This window comes from Hydrogenophaga atypica, assembly GCF_042665215.1.
Classification (GTDB): Bacteria; Pseudomonadota; Gammaproteobacteria; order Burkholderiales; family Burkholderiaceae_C; genus Hydrogenophaga; species Hydrogenophaga defluvii_A.
Genome location: NZ_JBHTCA010000003.1, coordinates 357,896 through 375,327 on the forward strand (window position 1 = coordinate 357,896; position 17,432 = coordinate 375,327).

Consider the following 17,432-nt stretch of genomic DNA (forward strand, 5'->3'; position numbering starts at 1 on the left):
GAAACAAGGGAGGCGGCCCGCCAGACGGGCCGGTAGAACATGATGCACAACGAACAACGTGTGGGTGGGCGCGTGCCCAAGCGGTACCTGGCGGCCACCTTGCTGGTGGCCATGAGCCTGGGGCTGGCGGGTTGTTCTTCGCCCGAAGAAAAGGTCACGGCTTTCTACAACAAGGGCCAAAGCTACTTGGCAGAAGGCAACCACGTGAAGGCCCGGCTGGAATTTCAGAACGCGCTGCAAATCAACCCCAACAGCGTGCCGGCGCTTTTTGGCATGGCCAACATCGCCGAGCGGCAGAGCGATTGGACGCGCGCCCATGGCTTGCTCAGCAAGGTGGTGGAGCTGGACCCACAACATGTGGAGGCGCACATCAAGTTGGGCAAGCTCCTGCTGGCCGGCGGCGTGATGGACAAGGCGCTGGCGCAGAGTGAGATCGTTCAGTCGCTCAGCCCCGACAGCGCCGACGCCCTGGCCCTGCGCGCGGCGGTGATGTTCAAGCTCAATGACACCAAGGCCGCGGTGGATTTGGCGCAGAAGGCTGTGGCGCGCAACCCCAAACATGTGGACGCCCTGGTGGTGCTGGCCTCTGAGCGTTTGGGCGCAGACGACGCACCGGGCGCCATCGCGTTTCTGGACCGCGCGCTGGAGGGCAACGAGCGCGACGTGGCGCTGCAACTCATCAAGGTGCAGGCGCTGGAAAAAATGGCCCGGCTGGACGGTGCCGAGGACATCTTCAAGAAGCTGATCGACTTTTATCCCGACAACAAGGTGTTCCGTCACATCCTGGCGCAGTTCTACCTGATGCACGACAAGCGCGATTTGGCCGAGGCCCAGTACCGCGCCGTGGTGAAGGCGAACCCCAAGGACACCGAGGCCAAGCTGGACGTGGTGCGTTTTCTGGGCAGCACCCAGGGTCAGGACGCCGCCGCTGCCGAGCTCGCGGCGCTCATCCAGGCCGAGCCCAAGGCGCACGACCTCAAGCTCAACCTGGCCAGCATGCGCCTGCAGCAAAACAAGCGCGACGAGGCGCAGGCGCTGTGGCGTGAGGTCATGGCCCAGGCCGGTGACGATGCCGCCGGGCTGCGCGCACGCGGCGCGTTGGCCACCGACCTGCTGGGGCAAGGCAAAAAGGCCGAAGCAACCCAGCTGGTTGACGAAATTCTGACCAACGATGCGCGCAACGAACAAGGTTTGCTGTTGCGTGCTGGCCTGGCCATGGACGAACGCCGGTTGGACGACGCCGTGGCGGATTTGCGCACCATCTTGCGCGATGTACCGTCGTCCGCACGAGCGCACGCCTTGCTGGCGCGGGCCCACGAGATGCAAGGCGCCAAAGACCTGGCACAGGACCACTACGCCCGTTCGGCGCAGGCCGGCAAATTCGAGCCCGCGTTTGCCATGCCGTACGCCGAGTTTCTGATGCGGACCGGCAAGGCCCGCCAGGTGGAAGATGTGTTGCGTGAAACGCTGCGTGTGGCGCCCCGCCACCTGCCGGCCTACCGCTTGCTGGCGCAGTCTTACCTGAGCACGGGCAACCTGGTGGGGGCACAGAACGTGGCCGATCAGGTGGCCAAGCTGGGCGACCAAGCGGTTGCTGCCAACCAGCTGCAAGGGGTGGTGGCCGCCGCACGCAACCAGTTTGACAGCAGCATTTCCTCTTTCAAGAAGGCGTACGAGCTGTCGCCCAACGATGTGCAGCCCATGGTGGCGCTGGTGCGCACTTACCTGCGTGCGGGCAAGCTCAAAGAGGCACAAAACTTCGTGCAGTCGGTGGTGGTGGCGTCGCCGGACAACGTGCCCGCCCGCCTGCTGCAAGCCCAGCTGGCGCTGCAGGCCGGTAACCGCGCGGCCGCGCGGCTGGGTTTCGAGGCGGTGCTGGCGCGCGACCCCAAACACACGGGGGCCCAACTGGGCTTGTCCAACGTGCTCGTGGCCGACAACAAACTCGACGAGGCCCAGCAGGTGCTCGAGCGCGCACTCAAAGAGCAACCAGACGACCAGGGTTTGCGCCTGGCGCAGGCCGGTGTGCTGGAGCAAGCCAACAAGTTGGACGACGCGATTGCCCTGTACGAGCAGTTGCACAAGGACCAGCCCAATGCGGAGGTGGTGGTCAACAACCTCGCCAGCCTTTTGGCCGACCACCGCAGTGATCCGGCCAGCCACAAGCGCGCTTTCGAGCTGGCCCAGCGCCTGAAAGACAGCCACATCCCCCAATTCAAGGACACCGTGGGCTGGACCCACCACCTCGCGGGCAAACACGCCGAGGCGGCCAAGTGGTTGCGCCAGGCGGCCACCGAGATGCCCGGGCTGCCGTCGGTGCACTTTCACTTGGGCATGACGGAGCTGGCGCTCAACAACACCGGTGCCGCACGCAAGTCGCTGGAGCAGGCGCTTGAGTTGGCCGCGAAGGGCGCCCCGTTTGCCCAGAAAGACCAAGCGAAGAAGAGCTTGCAAGGGCTTTGATGCATGTACGAAGCGCACTACGGCCTCACAGAAAAACCGTTTTCTATCCAGCCCGACCCGGACTTCCTGTACTTGGGGCGGCGCCACGCATTGGCGTTCACCATGCTGCAGTACGGCATACAGAACCGCTCGGGCTTCACCGTCATTTGTGGTGACATCGGTTGTGGCAAAACCACCTTGATCCGGCACCTGCTCAACACCCTGGGCCAGGAGCTGACCGTGGGCCTCGTCTACAACACGCACCCCGACATCGCCGATCTGCTTGAGTGGATCATGTTGTCGTTTGGCCAGCCATTTGATGGCCTGTCCCCGGTGGCGCGCTACGAGGCCTTCCAGCGTTTTCTTATCGCCGAATACGCCGCTGGTCGGCGGACGGTGCTGATCGTGGACGAAGCACAAAACCTCAACGCGGGGGCGCTGGAGGCGCTGCGCATGTTGTCCAACATCAACGCCGACAAAGACCAGCTGTTGCAAGTGATTCTGGTGGGCCAACCGCAGCTGCGCGACTTGCTGAAAAAACCAGAGCTGAAGCAGTTTGCCCAGCGTGTGGGGGTGGATTTTTTCATTCCACCTTTCACCCCAGCCGAGGTCGTTGACTACGTGCAGCACCGGCTGCAGGTGGCCGGCCGAGAGCAGCCACTGTTCACCACCGAGGCGCTGGCCCGCATCGCCGAAGTTACCGGCGGTGTGCCGCGCAGCATCAACGTCTTGTGCGACATGGCGCTGGTCTACGGGTTTGGCGGCGACCAGCCCATTGTCGACTTGCCCTTGGTGAACCAGGTGCTGGCGGACCGGCGGGACTATGGTGTGCTGGGCGGATCGAGCGCCGGGCAATAAACCTTGCCACACGGTAGTCCGATACGCCCATAGGAGGCCAGAGGGCTCCCGATACCATCACTGTCATCTGTTGAATGTGGCGAATCGCCACGACAGATCAATCCACATAGGGAGGTGGCATCCATGTCAATTTTGCGCAATTCTTTTTCTCTTACCTTGTGTGCCGTGGCGCTGGCTTGTGCCAGTGTGGGGGCATCGGCTGCCACCGTGACCCTGCAATACGACCAGCAACAATTTGTGGGTCAAGGCGTGTCTATCGATATGAATGCCGGGCCCGGTACCGACTTCAGGACGATCCCCAGCGGCAGCTTGGGCATGGATGTCAACGGTGTCAGCGGCACGGATCTTTTCACTCCCGACACCGGCATACTGGCGTGGTGCGTGGAGCTGTCACAGGCTGTGTCGACAGCAAACACGGTCTACAACATCGACAGCAGCGGCACACAAAGCTGGCTAAGCTCGCTGCAGAAACTCGTCAACCAGCGTTACACCGAGGTTCTGAGCGCGGCCGACGGCATAGCCTCGTCGGCCATGCAACTGGCGGTCTGGGAGCTGGTGAGCGGTGGAACCAACTTGCGCGATGGCAACTTTCAAGTCAATCCCGTTCAGAATGTTTCCTACCCCACGGAGTCCCACGCCGCCGTTGCCAAGGCGCAGAACTGGTTGGATGAACTGAACACGGGCGCAGTGCCCGAGACCGACAACTACCGCATTGTGGTGTTGACCAACAACGGCGCGCAAGATGTGGTGATGTTCGTGCCGCCGTCCGAGGTCCCGCTGCCTGGCGCGGCCTTGTTGTTCGTGTCGGCACTGGGTGCGGGGGGCTTGGCGCGGCGGCGCAAAGGCGCGGGCCGCAAGTCCGTGCTGGCTTGACGCACAAGGGGGCCAGCGTGTGCCACCGCGTGGCAACAAAAAAAGGGGCGTTGGCCCCTTTATTGTTGTCTCGCGTTCAATCTTGTGATGCCTGTACTGGGGCGCCGCTCATTTGGTCGGCATCAAGCGGCTCAGGGTCTCGACCTTGGAAACGGCTTGGGCCCGGTTCATGACATCGAGCTTTTTGAAGATGCGTTGCATGTGGTTTTTCACAGTGAACGCGCTGATGTCGAGGATGATGCCAATTTCATGGTTGGTTTTGCCCATGCGGACCCATTCCATGATTTCCATTTCGCGCCCGCTCAAGCCACCGACAGGCAGCTGGGTGTCAAAGTCCTGATCGCTGGGCAAGCGTTGGTTGACCACGGCGGGCCGACTGGCCTCAAAGTACTGTTCCGGCAGGGGCGTCACTTGCCGGAAGGCAGCGTCGATGTAGGGCAGCATGAAGCGCAGCGAATCGCGTGCTTTGCCGTCGGTCAGGTCGGTGGCGCCGAGCATGATGTAGATGCAGTCGTGTCGGCCACGCCGATCCTTGATGCCGTGAACCAAGCCGCCCCGCATGTGCCGCATGCCGGCCAAAGTGGCTTGGTCCTCGAACGGTTCGAAATCAAAACCGGTCGAGCCGTTGATGGTGAACGGCGTGTTACCACAGGCCAACCAGCGGCTGAACAAGGCGTTGGCAAAAGGCTCAATCACCTTCTCACTGAAACGATCAGTCCGCAGGCCGTCTATCGGCGACACCACGTCGAAACAGATCAGACCCATGGAAAAGTCGCCCCAGGCGGCGATCACCACATCGTGGGGAATGAAACGCTGCAGGTCGTCTTGCAGCCAATGAAACAAATCGCCATGGCTGCGCACGCCGAACGAGCGCTGCACAACTTGCAGCATGGGACCGAGGTCGTCGATCGAGAGGTGGCCCAAAAGTGACATGGCGTTTGTTTTTCTGTTAACGAAAGTTGGTCGAATTTTTGCACTTCTGAGCGCCATTCACCGGCGCCAAAAACTCAACTTCTGTCAACAAGATCACGGTTTTTGTGGGGTCCGATGGTCCGTTTGACCCGCTGAGCGTGCGGCCCGCACCACGAAAATTGGGCGCCATGACAAGCCCTTATATCTTGGTGACCGGCGGCGCTGGTTACATTGGCTCACACACCACCCTGGCGCTATTGCAGGCCGGTTTTTCGGTGGTGGTGCTCGACAACCTGTGCAACAGCTCGGCCGAATCGCTGACCCGTGTGGCCGCCTTGGCCGGGCGGCAACCGCAGTGGGTGCCAGGCGACGTGCGAGACGCCGCGACGCTTGATGCGCTGTTCCAACGCTATCCCGTGCAAGCGGTGTTGCACTTCGCGGGCCTGAAGGCGGTGGGGGACAGTGTTCGTGACCCCTTGCAGTATTTCGACAACAACGTGGTGGGCAGCTTGACCTTGTGCCAGGCCATGCAACGGGCGAACGTGCACACCCTGGTGTTCAGTTCGTCGGCCACCGTGTATGGGGCCGATGCCCCCAGCCCCTACAGCGAAACGACGCCAGTGGGCACGCCCGTCAATCCCTATGGGCGCAGCAAGCTGATGGTGGAAGACATGTTGCGCGACCTCGCAGCGTCCGATGCACGTTGGCGCGTGGCCTTGCTGCGCTATTTCAATCCGGTGGGTGCGCACGAAAGTGGCCAGATCGGCGAGGACCCCCTGGGCGTACCCAACAACCTGGTGCCCTACATCGCGCAGGTGGCGGTGGGGCGCCTGGGGTGTCTGTCGGTGTACGGGGACGATTACCCCACGGCCGACGGCACAGGCGTGCGCGATTACATCCACGTGGTTGATCTGGCCGAGGGGCATGTGGCGGCCTTGCGTGCCCTGACCAAGCGGGCCGGGGTGGCCGTTTGGAACCTGGGCACGGGCAAAGGCAGCAGCGTGTTGGAGGTGATCCGCAGCTTTGAAGCGGCCAGTGGCCAAGCGGTGCCTTACCGTGTGGTGCCACGCCGCGCGGGCGATTTGGCCGCGTACTGGGCCGATGCGTCTGTGGCGCAGCACGAACTCGGCTGGTCTGCCCAGCGGGATCTGGATCAAATGATGCGGGACACCTGGCGCTGGCAGCAGACCAATCCGCAGGGCTACCGGTTGCCGGTGCCGGCCGTTGAACCGATGCTGAGATAACGGCTGTGTTTGGGGCCTGTGGTTGTCAGCCTGTGTGCCGTTTCTCCAGCGTCACAAAGGCATGGGCCAAGCCGTTGACAGAGGTGCCTGTTTTGCGGGCTGTTTCCACCCACTCGGGGCCCAGCACGGGCGCCAACGCGTCGCCTTCAAAGTCCTGCGCGATCTCCGTCACCACCAGCCGCTGGGCGTGTGGCAGCGCCAGCGCGTAGAGCTGGGCGCCGCCGATCACCCACACCTCGGGCACGTCAGCGCAGCGGGCCAGCGCGTCTTGCAGGCTGTCGCAGCGTTCGGCGCCCTCGGCCTGCCAGTCGCTCTGGCGCGTCAGCACCAGATTGCGGCGGCCGGGCAGTGGGCGAAAGCGCGGTGGGAGGGAATCCCAGGTCTTGCGGCCCATGAGCACCGGGCAGCCGCTGGTGTGGCGTTTGAAGTGGGCCAGGTCTTCGGGCAGGTGCCAGGGCAGCTGGTTGTTCTTCCCGATCACGCCGTTGGCGGCGCGCGCGTAGATGAGGTTGAGGCGCATGGGTGTGCGGGGTGTCAGCGGCGTGCGGTGCCGCGCAGGTTCAAAACGTCGAGCTCGCTCACCGCATCGGCCTGGTTGCCCCAGCTGCGGCGCACATGGGTGAGCACGGCGGCGATGTCGGCGTCGCTCAGCGTCAGCAGGTAGGGCGGCATGCCGTAGGGGCGGGGGTGGGCGGCAGTGGCGGGTGAGAAGCCGCCGTTGAGCACGGTCTGCACCAGGTTGGCGGGCGAGGCCATGAGCACCGCCCGGTTGCCGGCCAGCGGCGGGTAGGCGTCGGGCACACCTTCGCCCGCGTCGCCGTGGCAGGCGGCGCAGTGTTGACCGTACAGCTGGGCGCCCAGGTCGAGGGTGCGCGACGGGGTGGGGCGTTGTGCCTGGGGCGGCGGGGTGTCCACACGCGGCAGGGCTTTGAGGTAGGTGGCCATGGCGCGCAGGTCGGTGTCCGTCCAGTGTTGGGTGCTGTGCTGCACCACCTCGGCCATGGGGCCGGTCACCTGGGCGCCGGGTGCGCGGCCATCGCGGAACAGGGCCACGATGTGTTCCAGCGGCCAGTCCTGCAGGCCGGCCTCGCGCGGCGCGTTGAGCGACGGGGCGTACCAGTTTTGCAGCGGGATCAGACCCCCGGCCAGGTCCAGCATGTTGCTGTTGGCGCCGAGCGCGTTGCGCGGCGCGTGGCAGGCACTGCAGTGGGCCAGGCCTTGCACCAGGTAGGCGCCCCGGTTCCATTCGGCACTGTGTTGCGTTTGGGGTGCGTAGGCGCCCGGGCGGAAGTACAGGGCGCGCCACACGGCCAAGGCTGCTTGGGTGCTGTAGGGCCAGTCCAGTTCGTGCGCGCGGTTGGGCTGGGGCACGGCAGGCAGGCTGCGCAGGTAGGCGTACAGCGCGTCGCTGTCTTCGCGGCTGACCAGGGTGGTGTTGTTGTAGGGAAAAGCGGGGTAAAGCAGCCGCCCATCGCGCGAGCGCCCATGGTGCAGGGCGCGCCAGAAGGCGTCGCTGTTCCACTGCCCCAGGCCGTGGGTGGGGTCGGGCGTGAGGTTGCCGGCGTAAACGGTACCAAACGGCGTGGCAATGCCCCGCCCGCCCGCGTAAGGCGCACCACCGCGTGCGGTGTGGCAGGTCTGGCAGTTGCCCACGGTGGCCAGCTGACGTCCGCGTTCGATGGTGGCAGCGTCCGTTGGGGCCTGCGGCGGCGCATCGGACAGGGGGGCTTCACCGCGCACATTGAGCCACACCACGGCAGTGGCCGTGGCCAGCAGCAGCACGCCCAACATCAGCAGCCATTTGATGCGGTGTGTCATGGTCGGCCCCCTGGCGTGTGGGCCGAGCCACACGCCGCCGGCAAGGCCTGGTTGGGCGGCGGGGCGGGCTTGGCGAATGCCGGTACCGCCTGCGTGGCCAGCCAGCCGCTCACGGCCGACACATCGGTCTGGCTCAGCTGCTCGGCCACCTGGGCCATGCAGTCGGGGGTGTGGGCGCGGCGCTGCCCGGTGCGCCATGCGCCCAGTTGGCTGTTGAGGTAATCGCGTGGCAAGCCGAGCAGGCCGGGGGTGGCGGGCTCCATGCCGGTGAGCTGGCTGCCATGGCAGCTGGCGCAGGCCGGAATACGCCGGGTGGGGTCACCCTGCAGTGCCAGTTGCTGGCCTCGGGCCAGATCGGCCGCCGACACCTGCACCGCTGCGGGCGCGGCGTAGGGCAGCTCCAGCGCGGCAAAGTGCTGCGCAATTTCCCACAGGTAGGCGTCGGTCAGCGGGTCCACCATCTGGGCCATCAGGCGGTAGTGGCGGCGGCCGTCGCGGAAGTTGAGCAGCTGGTTGTAGAGGTAGCCAGCCGGCTTGCCAGCAATGCGCGGGTAGTAGCCATCGGGCGCAGCGCGCCCCTGGGCGCCGTGGCAGGCGGTGCAGGCCTGCATGCGCTGGGCCATGCTGTCTTCAAATGGGGGGCGGGCGGTGGTTTGTGCGCCCGCCGTGCTGGTGGCCAGCCAGCAAGACGCCAGGCAGACCAGCCGCCAGAAGTGCTTCAGGTAACAAGGCATGGCGCTATTGTCGCCGCTCGTGTGTGCGCTCCTGGGTGGCCCGCGTGTGGCGGTTCGTGTTGCGAGCGCTCAGTCGGGGGCGCCAACGGTGAGCGTTACCGCACAGGTGCCGTGTTTGCCCAGGTCCACATGGCCGGCGATGTGGTCGCCCGTGGACACCGCCCCCACCCCTTCGGGCGTGCCGGTGTAGATCAGGTCGCCGGGCTGCAGGTGGTAGTAGGTGGAGAGGTCGGTGATGATTTCGCGGATGTTCCAGATCAGCTTGTCCACGTTGGACGACTGTTTGGTCACGCCGTTGACGTCGAGCGCGATGGCGCCTTGTTCAACGACCACACCTTCCATCGGCACGATCTCGGAGCACACCGAGCCTTCTTCGATGTCCTTGCCGGTGTCCCAGGGGCGGCCCTTGTCGCGTGCCACCAGTTGCAGGTCGCGGCGTGTCATGTCCAGGCCGGCGGCGTAGCCGTACACCAGTTCGTGGGCCTGGTCCTCGCTCACGCGAAAGCCCGGCTTGCCGATGGCCAGCACCAGTTCCATCTCGAAGTGGTAGTTGTTGGTGCGCGGTGGGTAGGCCACGGTGGCGCCGCTTTCCACCAGCGTCTGGGGCGACTTGGTGAAATAAAACGCCTGCTCGACACTTTTGTCCACCGGGCGGCCCATCTCGACGGCGTGTGCGTGGTAGTTGCGGCCCACGCAGAAGATGCGGTTGATGGGGAAACGCTCGGTCTTGCCACGGATGGGCAGGGAGGGGGCGACGGGCGGGGCGAAGAGGTAGGTGGTCATGCTCGGGGAAGGAGGCTGGGGTGGTTATCGCGTCTCGTACACACCGAGCTTGCGGTGCAGTGGGGACTCGTCGGCAATAAAAACAAAGGACGGCTGGTCGGCCGATCGGTTGGTCAGCGTGACGGGCTCATAGCCGGGCGCGCAGCAGGTGTCGGCCTCGACCAGACCGAAGGTCTTGCCGCAGGTGGAGACGTCCGCGCCGCCTTCGATCAGGTGGAACACCTGCGAGGGCGAGCGTGCGGGCAAGTTGAGCGTCTGGCCGGGCTTGAGCATCAGCGCGTAAAAGCCCAGGATGTTCTCGGCGTCATCGCCGGTCTCGGGGTTCACATAGGTCACCTGCACGCAGTCCAGCTGCGGTTCGTTGGCGGCCAGGGCCAGCAGCGCGGCGCGTGTGTCGGCCCAGGGGTAGCGCAGCATGGGGTAGCGTTTGTCGCTGCGCTTGAACACCTGGGTGGGCACCACACCGGCACGGGTCCAGGCGCGGTCACCGCTGCCTTGCTTCACGGTCTGGCGCGCGCCGTTGATGTGGTAGCTGGTCTCCATGTAATACACCAGCGGCAGGTCCAGCACGTCCAGCCACACCACCGGGTCGGTGCCGTCGTGGCCGTGTTCGTGCCACAGCCCTGTGGGAGTGAGGATGAGGTCACCACGCGCCATGGGGCACTTCTCGCCGTCCACCATGGTGTAGGCGCCTTCGCCCTCCACGATCATGCGCACCGCGTTGGGTGTGTGGCGGTGGCTGGGCGCCCATTCGTTGGGCAGCAGCAGTTGCATGCCCAGGTACATGGCTGGGCTGGCCTTCATGTTCTCCAGGCCGTGGCCAGGGTTGGCCAACACCAGCACACGGCGTTCGGCTTTCTCAATCGGGGTGAGCTCACCGGCCTTGAGCAACAGCGGGCGCAGCGTGGCGTAGGGCCAGTGCACGGCTTGTGTGGCGCGGGTGGGGGTGCCCGGCGGCAGCACCGCGCGCAGGCTGGGCCACAGCGGCACCAGGTTCAGGTCTTTCAGGTCGTCGCGGTAGCTTTGTGGCAGGTCTTCCAGGCGGCCGAGTTCGTGGCTCATGGTGTCTCTCCTCTGTCTCAGTAAGGGGTGGCCAGGCAGTTGCCGGCGTTCCAGCCGTACAGCCATTCCATGGCGTCGTAAAAACGCTCCGGGCTGCGGCTCTTCCAGAGCTCGTTGCGCACCAGGCGCTCCACGCCCTTGGCGTGGTAGATGCGGCCCATCTCGCGCGAGCTGAGCACGATGCGGGCGGTGCGCGCCACACGGCTGCGCTGGTACAGGTCCAGCGCCTTGGCCCAGTTGTTGTGGTGCACCCGCAGGGCTTCACCCAGGGTCACGGCGTCTTCCATGGCCATGCAGGCGCCTTGTGCCATGTACTGTGTGGTGGGGTGGGCGGCGTCGCCCAGCAGGGTGGCGCGGCCAAAGGTCCACTGGCCAATCGGTTCGCGGTCGGCCGTGGCCCAGCGTTTCCAGCTCTTGGGCAGGTCGATCAGCTGGCGGGCTTTGGGGCAGATGCCCTGGAAGTAGCTCTGCACCTCTTCCTTGCTGCCTTCGGTCACGCCCCATTCTTCCTGCTGGCGGCTGTGGAAGGTGACGACCACGTTGTATTGTTCGCCGCCCCGCAGCGGGTAGTGCACCAGGTGGCAGTTGGGGCCGACCCAGATGCTGGCGGCGTTCCACTGCAAATCCTCGGGGAAGTCGGCTTTGTCCACCACCGCGCGGTAGACCACATGGCCGGTGACGCGGGCCGGGTCGTTCACGTACTGCTGGCGCACCGCGCTCTTGACACCATCGGCCCCGATCAGCGCCTGCCCACGGTAGGCCAGGCCGTTCTGGTCGTACACGGTCACGCTGTCGGCGTCCTGTTCCACACGCTCAATGCGGGTGCTGGTCTGAAAGCGCACGCGCCCGGTTTCTTCCGCGCCTTCGAGCAGGGACTTGTGCACATCCACCCGGTGGATCACGGCATAGGGGTTGCCAAAACGCTGGCGAAAGGCCTCGCCGGTGGGGATCTTGCCCACTTGGTACTCGTCCAGCGCGTCGTGCATCACCATGTAATCGGTGTAGACGGCACGGCCGCGCGCCTTTTCGCCCACACCCAGTGCGTCAAACGCGTGGAAGGCGTTGGGGCCGAGCTGGATGCCGGCCCCAATTTCGCCGATCTCGGCGGCCTGCTCGAACACCTGCACGTTGAAACCCCGGCGCACCAGGGCCAGGGCTGCGGCCAGGCCGCCGATGCCACCACCGGCAACAAGAACGGGCAACGAGGTGTCGGGTGTGTTCATGGGGGCTCCTGGATTTGCATGCTGATAATCAGCATGCTTATAATAAGTATAGTTAGTATTTCATAATCGCATAAACAAGGGTTTACCCTTGGATTTGTCTGCAGGCAGAATCGGCGACGTCTTCTGCCTCCCGATCGCCATGCAACTCGACGCCTTGCCCGGTCCCTACATTCGCCGCCTGCAACAGATCGCGGTGGCCATCTTCCTGCAGGAAACCGAGGGTTTTGGGGTCACGCCCATCCAGTACGGCGTGCTGCTGACGGTGCACCGCCAGCCGGGGCTGGACCAGCGCACGCTGGCCGGCCTGATGGGCCTGGACACCTCGACCACGGCCGGTGTGGTGGACCGGCTGGAGGCGCGCGGGTTGTTGCGCCGCAGCGCCTCGCCCACCGACCGGCGGGTGCGGCTGTTGGGCATCAGCGCCGAAGGCAGCACCTTGCTGACCGAGATGGAACAAGCCGTCAAAGCCGCCCAGGCGCGCATGCTGGCGCCGCTCAGCGATGCCGAAAAGCCGCAGTTTCTCGACATGTTGACCCGCCTGGTGCGCGCCCACAACGAGAGCAGCCGCTCGCCCACCGAAGGCATGGGCCTGAGCGATGGTTGAGGCCACGCTTCAGAGCCGCAGGCGCTGGGCGTAGCCGGTCATCTCCAGGTAACCCTGTCCCACCTGCTGGCCGCGTGCGTCCAGCAGCCGCGACAAACCTTCCCAGTAGATGTTGCCGGTGCTGGCGCGCGCGTCCAGCTCTTGGGCGTCGAGCCGCGCGCGCACGGTGTGTTCACCAGCCGGCGAGGCCACGCGCCACTCTACGGGGTAGCGCGCGCCGGTCTGGGCGCTGGTCCACCAGCGCACTGGCTCGAAGCGGACCTCGTGGTGGGCAAAGCTGCGTGGCGCCGCATCAGAAGGGCGGCGCAGCGAACCACCTGCCCACAGCGCGCTGCCATCGGCGCGGCGCAGCTGAAACGCGGTCAGCGCGCTGCCATCGTTCAGGTTCATGCCTATCCAGTCCCAGCCCACGGCCTCGGGGTGCAGCAAGGCCTCGCTCCATTCGTGGTCCAGCCAGGCGCGCCCGGTCACCTCGAACGCTTGGCCACGTAGGCCCAGGGTGCCGCGCACCGCCAACTGCGGCTGGGTGTAGTAGTGGCTGGCCTGCACCGCCTCCGGGCCCTTGCGCGACAGGCCCTGATCGCCCTGCAGCAGCAGCGCTTGGGTGGGCTGCGCGCGCAAGTCCAGGCGCAGCTCGTCGCCGGTGATGCTCGCGGTGTAGCCATTCGCCTCGCGCTGGAACGACCAGCCCGACAGCCGCACCGCGGTGTCCAGCAGCGAAGCGTCCACCGCGCCGCCGGGCGTGCCGTTCCAGCGCGCGATGCGTTCGTCGTGCCACAGCTTGTTGGCTTGCACATCGGTGATGGCCGCGTGGGCAAACAGCAACTGGCGCGCTGCCAAGCGGCTGGTCATGGCCTGGGTGCCGTCCACACGGGTGCGGAAAAACGTCACCTGAAAACCGAATTCGCGCCCAGCCGCTGTTTGTGCGTGGCCGGTGAGGTACCACCATTCGGTACGCAGTTCGGGGTGGGCACCGTGGTCGCGCGGAAATTGCAACACACGCGCTGGCAAGGCCCACGCGTGCGCCGCGCCCAGCAGCGGAACAAGCGCAGCGGTTTGCAGCAGCCGGCGGCGTTGTGGCATGTCAGCCCAAAAGTGTCGCCAAGTGGTGGCGTGCGGGGGTGGTGTCACCAAACTGGGCCTTCACCCAGGCCGCGTCGTGGTAGGTGTGTTCGTAGCGTTCGCCCGCGTCGCACAGCAGCGAGAGCACCGAACCAGGCGTCTGCTGGGCGCGCATTTCGTTGGCCAGGCGCAGCATGGCCACGAAGTTGGTGCCGGTGGACGGCCCCACCTTGCGGCCCAGCAGGCCGCCGAGGGCATGCATGGCGGCCACCGATTCCAGGTTGCTCACCACTTCCATGCGCTCCACCAACGTGGGAATGAAGCTGGGCTCCACACGCGGGCGGCCAATGCCTTCGATGCGCGAGCCGGGCGCGGTGAGCGAGGTGTCGCGCTGCGCGTGGTAAGCGGCAAACACCGAACCCTCGGGGTCGGCCACACACAACTGCGTGGCGTGGCGCTGGTAGCGCAGGTAGCGGCCGATGGTGGCGCTGGTGCCGCCTGTGCCCGCGCCCACCACAATCCACGCCGGCACCGGGTGGCGTTCGTGCGCCATCTGCTCAAACATGCTTTGGGTGATGTTGTTGTTGCCCCGCCAGTCGGTGGCGCGTTCGGCGTAGGTGAACTGGTCCATGTAGTGGCCGCCGGTTTCGTCGGCCAGTTGCTGGGCCGCCGCGTACACCTCGCCCGCGTGTTCCACAAAATGCGATCGCCCGCCGTAGAAAGCAATCTGCGCCACCTTTTCAGCCGAGGTGCTGCGTGGCATGACGGCAATGAAAGGCAAGCCCAGCAGGCGCGCAAAGTAGGCCTCGCTCACCGCCGTGGAGCCGCTCGACGCCTCGACCACCGTCGTGCCTTCGTGCAGCCAGCCGTTGCACAGCGCGTACAAAAACAGCGAACGCGCCAGCCGGTGTTTGAGGCTGCCGGTGGGGTGGGTGGATTCGTCCTTGAGGTAGAGGTCGATGCCATGGCGCGCAAACGTGGGCAGGGGCAACGGGATGAGGTGCGTGTCGGCGCTGCGCTGGAAGTCGGCCGCGATGCGGGCGATGGCGTCTTGGACCCAGGAGTTCATGTGCGGGCTTCTTGTTGTGATGAAACGGTGGTTTTACCAGTCTTCGCGCACGGCCCGCACCACGTCGGCGCTGGCCGCCGCGCGCGCGGCCAGCCAGGCGGTGAGGGTGCCACTGGCCACCACGGCCGCGCACAGGGCGATCAGGCGCGGCCAGGGCAGGGCCAAGTCCATGGTCCAGTGAAAACTCTGCGGGTTGACCACAAAAACGAGGATGAGGCTGACGCCCAGGCCCAGCGCGAGGCCGGCCAGCGTGCCGAGCACCGTCCACACCAGGCCTTCGGCCGCCACCAGGCGCAGCACCTGTGGCCGCGTGAGGCCCAGGTGGGCCAGCAGGCCAAATTCGCGCCGACGTGCCAGCACCTGGGCGCTGAAGCTGGCCGCCACACCAAACAGCCCGATGGTGATGGCCACCGCCTGCAGCCAGTAGGTGACGGCGAAGCTGCGGTCGAAGATGCCCAGCGAGCGCGCCCTTATGGCTTCGGCAGACGCGATCTCGATCAGGTCCTGGCCACCGTGGTGTTGTTTCAGCGTGTCGCGCACGGCTTGTTGCACGGCGGCGCTGCTGGCCTGCGAATCCAGGTTCAGCGCGATGTCGTTGAGGCGGTCGTCGCCACTCAGGCGCTGCAGCGCGTCCAGGTCCATCACCAGCGAGCCGTGCTGTCGCGCGTAGTCTCGCCACACCCCAGCCACAAAGAAGGGGGGCGCCCGGGTGAAGGCCCCAGCCAGCGGGGCAAACACCTGCCCGGGTTGTGCGCCGTACAAGGCCTGCAAAGCCTCGCTCACGTAAATGGCGACATGGTCGGGTGGTGCGGGCAGCGGGGGCTGGAGCAGCGGCAGATCGCGCGCCGGGTCGCTCAGGCGGCGGCCCACCAGCGCCACGGCGGGCAGGTTGCTGTCCAGCTGGATCTGCAGCACCCGCAGGCCTTCTGCGCGGGCCACGCCAGGCACCTGGCGGATGGCATCCACCGCAGCCGGTTCAAAAAACACCGTGTCGCCGGCACCACTGCTTTGGGCTGTGCGCACGTAGAGTGGGGCGGGCAGCACCACGTCCAGCCACTGCGTGACCGAGTCTCGAAAGCTCGCCACCATCACGGTGAGCGCCACCGACAGCGCCAGGCTGGCCACCACGCCGCCCGTGGCCACCGCCGCCACCTCGGGCAGGCGGCGTGCCCGCTCCAGCGCCAGCAGGGGCAGGGCGTGTTGTGCGGCCCAGGGTGCCAGGCCACGCAGCGCCCAGCGCGCCAGGCCCGGCAACATGGCAATCCCACCCAGCAGCAACAGCCCCACAGACGCGTAAGCCGCCAGCGGCACGCCGCCCAACGGCGGCAGCAGGGCCAGCCCGGCGGCCAGCACCAGCAGCAGCGCCCCGCGCAGCAGCCCTTGGCGGGCACGCGGCGCGCTGGCCATCAACCCCTTGAGTGCCACCGCAGGCGCCAGCCGCCGCACCGCTTGCGCCGGCCACCAGCCACCCAGGCCGGCCGCCGCGACGCCCAACAGCCCGTAGCCCAGCAGCGCACCCGCAGTCCATCGCAACGCGGGTGCCTGGCTCCCAAAGTAACCACCACCCAGGTCGCCGCCCAGCACCCGCAGTGCCAGCGCGGCCAGGCCGCTGCCCAGGGCCAGGCCCAGCAGGCTGCCCACCGCGCCCAGCAACAGCGATTCCATCAGCACCAGCCGCTGGCGCTGTGCCGCGCCCAGGCCCAACACACCCAGCAGCGCAAACTGCGGCTGGCGTTTGGCCACACCCAGGCTCAGCACCGAATACACCAAAAAAGCGCCGGTGAACAAGGCCACCAGCGCCAGCACGGTGAGGTTGACGCGGTAGGCGCGCGAGAGGCGGTCCAGGCGCTCGTCGGCCGCGTCCGGGGTTTGCCACAGCAGGTCGGTGTCCAGCGCCAGTTCGCGCTGCAGCATGGTCACATCGGTGCCGGGGCGCAGGCGCAGGTCGATGGCGCTGAGCTGGCCGAGGCGGTCAAAACGCTCTTGCGCGGCGGCCACATCCATCACCAGCAGCGGCGCGCCCGGCGCGGCCACGCTGCCGGCCACCCGCAGGGGGTGCAGGGTCAGGCCTTGTTGCACCTGCAGCGCCAGGCCAACCAGCTTCTGGCGGGCGGCGGGGTTGAGGAACACGGCATCGGGCGCGAACACGTCCAGCCGCCCGGCGGCCTCAGCGGGCCGCGCCACCAGCGACGGGTTGATGCGCCCCACGGTCAGCGCGTCCACCCCCAACACCCGCACCGGCACACGCTCGCCCGCCGCGCCTTGTGCGTAGGTCGACAGCTCCAGCAGCGGGCTGGCCACGGCCACCTGCGGGTGCGCTGCGACGCGGTCCAGCAGGGTGTCGGGCAGGCTGCCTTGGCGGGCGCGCAGCGACACATCGGGCCGACCGCTCACCGCCTGGGCGGCGCTGCCAAATTCGGCCAGCGCCGAGGCGTTGATCAGGTGCACCGCATAGGCCAGCGCCACGCCCAGCATCACCGCCAGCACCGCCACGGCGGTGCGCCAGGGGTGGTGGGTGATTTCCTGCCAGGAAAAGGTCTTGAGCAAAGGCCACATGGGCGGGAGCTTACCCGCGCGCCTAAAATCGGCGCTTCACCGGGGGTGCCGGGTGGCCCAAGCGGGCCGCGCGGCTGAGAGAGTCCCCATACCTGATCTGGGTTGTGCCAGCGTAGGGAGTGTGACGGCGCCGTATTGCTCAGCGCGTGTTGCGCCCACGCCCATTGCCCATTTGCCGTTGTTTGTGTCCGA

Annotated in this window: 15 protein-coding genes; 5 read left to right on the forward strand and 10 right to left on the reverse strand. The window is 66.4% G+C overall.

The features are described 5' to 3' along the window. Positions 1-42 precede the first annotated feature (42 nt). From ACFQPB_RS06220 to ACFQPB_RS06230, 3 genes are all read left to right on the forward strand, one after another. Positions 43-2,463 (forward strand): tetratricopeptide repeat protein, encoded by a 2,421-nt coding sequence (locus ACFQPB_RS06220; RefSeq protein WP_382220727.1) that lies wholly within the window; start codon positions 43-45, stop codon positions 2,461-2,463. Between the two features lie 3 nt (positions 2,464-2,466). Further along, positions 2,467-3,300: an ExeA family protein gene (locus ACFQPB_RS06225; RefSeq protein WP_382220729.1), complete on the forward strand. Its 834-nt coding sequence runs from the start codon at positions 2,467-2,469 to the stop codon at positions 3,298-3,300. Between the two features lie 123 nt (positions 3,301-3,423). Further along, the gene (locus ACFQPB_RS06230) at positions 3,424-4,173 is read left to right on the forward strand and encodes a VPLPA-CTERM sorting domain-containing protein (protein WP_382220732.1); all 750 of its coding nucleotides are present in this window, start codon (positions 3,424-3,426) and stop codon (positions 4,171-4,173) included. 108 nt (positions 4,174-4,281) lie between these two features. Here the strand turns inward: ACFQPB_RS06230 and epsA are convergent, their stop codons facing one another. After that, a complete protein-coding gene (gene epsA / locus ACFQPB_RS06235; protein ID WP_382220734.1) occupies positions 4,282-5,106 on the reverse strand; it encodes an XrtB/PEP-CTERM-associated transcriptional regulator EpsA in 825 nt (274 codons plus the stop codon). 167 nt (positions 5,107-5,273) lie between these two features. On the opposite strand from epsA, the gene galE reads away from it, so the two are divergent. After that, positions 5,274-6,329: a UDP-glucose 4-epimerase GalE gene (gene galE / locus ACFQPB_RS06240; protein ID WP_382220737.1), complete on the forward strand. Its 1,056-nt coding sequence runs from the start codon at positions 5,274-5,276 to the stop codon at positions 6,327-6,329. Positions 6,330-6,354: 25 nt separating this feature from the next. On the opposite strand, the gene ACFQPB_RS06245 is transcribed toward galE, so the two are convergent. The 6 genes from ACFQPB_RS06245 to ACFQPB_RS06270 form a co-directional block, all read right to left on the reverse strand. Then, the gene (locus ACFQPB_RS06245; RefSeq protein ID WP_382220740.1) at positions 6,355-6,849 is read right to left on the reverse strand and encodes a dihydrofolate reductase; all 495 of its coding nucleotides are present in this window, start codon (positions 6,847-6,849) and stop codon (positions 6,355-6,357) included. Between the two features lie 14 nt (positions 6,850-6,863). Next, positions 6,864-8,147, reverse strand: coding sequence for a c-type cytochrome (locus ACFQPB_RS06250; protein WP_382220742.1), 1,284 nt, complete (start codon positions 8,145-8,147; stop codon positions 6,864-6,866). Continuing rightward, complete coding sequence (locus tag ACFQPB_RS06255) at positions 8,144-8,881, reverse strand: c-type cytochrome (protein WP_382220745.1); 738 nt, start codon at positions 8,879-8,881, stop codon at positions 8,144-8,146. Before ACFQPB_RS06255 ends, ACFQPB_RS06250 begins: the two co-directional genes overlap by 4 nt. A gap of 69 nt (positions 8,882-8,950) precedes the next feature. Next, complete coding sequence (locus ACFQPB_RS06260) at positions 8,951-9,664, reverse strand: fumarylacetoacetate hydrolase family protein (RefSeq protein WP_382220748.1); 714 nt, start codon at positions 9,662-9,664, stop codon at positions 8,951-8,953. Between the two features lie 24 nt (positions 9,665-9,688). Next, complete coding sequence (locus ACFQPB_RS06265; RefSeq protein WP_382220751.1) at positions 9,689-10,726, reverse strand: cupin domain-containing protein; 1,038 nt, start codon at positions 10,724-10,726, stop codon at positions 9,689-9,691. Between the two features lie 17 nt (positions 10,727-10,743). Next, positions 10,744-11,949 carry a 3-hydroxybenzoate 6-monooxygenase gene (locus ACFQPB_RS06270; RefSeq protein ID WP_382220754.1) on the reverse strand — a complete coding sequence of 402 codons (1,206 nt, stop codon included), beginning with the start codon at positions 11,947-11,949 and terminating at the stop codon, positions 10,744-10,746. A gap of 139 nt (positions 11,950-12,088) precedes the next feature. Between ACFQPB_RS06270 and ACFQPB_RS06275 the strand changes: the two genes are divergently transcribed. Beyond that, positions 12,089-12,553, forward strand: coding sequence for a MarR family winged helix-turn-helix transcriptional regulator (locus ACFQPB_RS06275; protein ID WP_382220757.1), 465 nt, complete (start codon positions 12,089-12,091; stop codon positions 12,551-12,553). 9 nt (positions 12,554-12,562) lie between these two features. On the opposite strand, the gene ACFQPB_RS06280 is transcribed toward ACFQPB_RS06275, so the two are convergent. Genes ACFQPB_RS06280 through ACFQPB_RS06290 form a run of 3 tightly spaced genes read right to left on the reverse strand, consistent with a single transcriptional unit; the run spans position 12,563 to position 17,240 of the window. Further along, positions 12,563-13,636 (reverse strand): lipocalin-like domain-containing protein, encoded by a 1,074-nt coding sequence (locus ACFQPB_RS06280; RefSeq protein WP_382220760.1) that lies wholly within the window; start codon positions 13,634-13,636, stop codon positions 12,563-12,565. A gap of 1 nt (position 13,637) precedes the next feature. Continuing rightward, complete coding sequence (locus ACFQPB_RS06285) at positions 13,638-14,684, reverse strand: PLP-dependent cysteine synthase family protein (RefSeq protein ID WP_382220762.1); 1,047 nt, start codon at positions 14,682-14,684, stop codon at positions 13,638-13,640. A gap of 33 nt (positions 14,685-14,717) precedes the next feature. Then, positions 14,718-17,240 (reverse strand): ABC transporter permease, encoded by a 2,523-nt coding sequence (locus ACFQPB_RS06290; protein WP_382220764.1) that lies wholly within the window; start codon positions 17,238-17,240, stop codon positions 14,718-14,720. Positions 17,241-17,432: the final 192 nt, after the last annotated feature.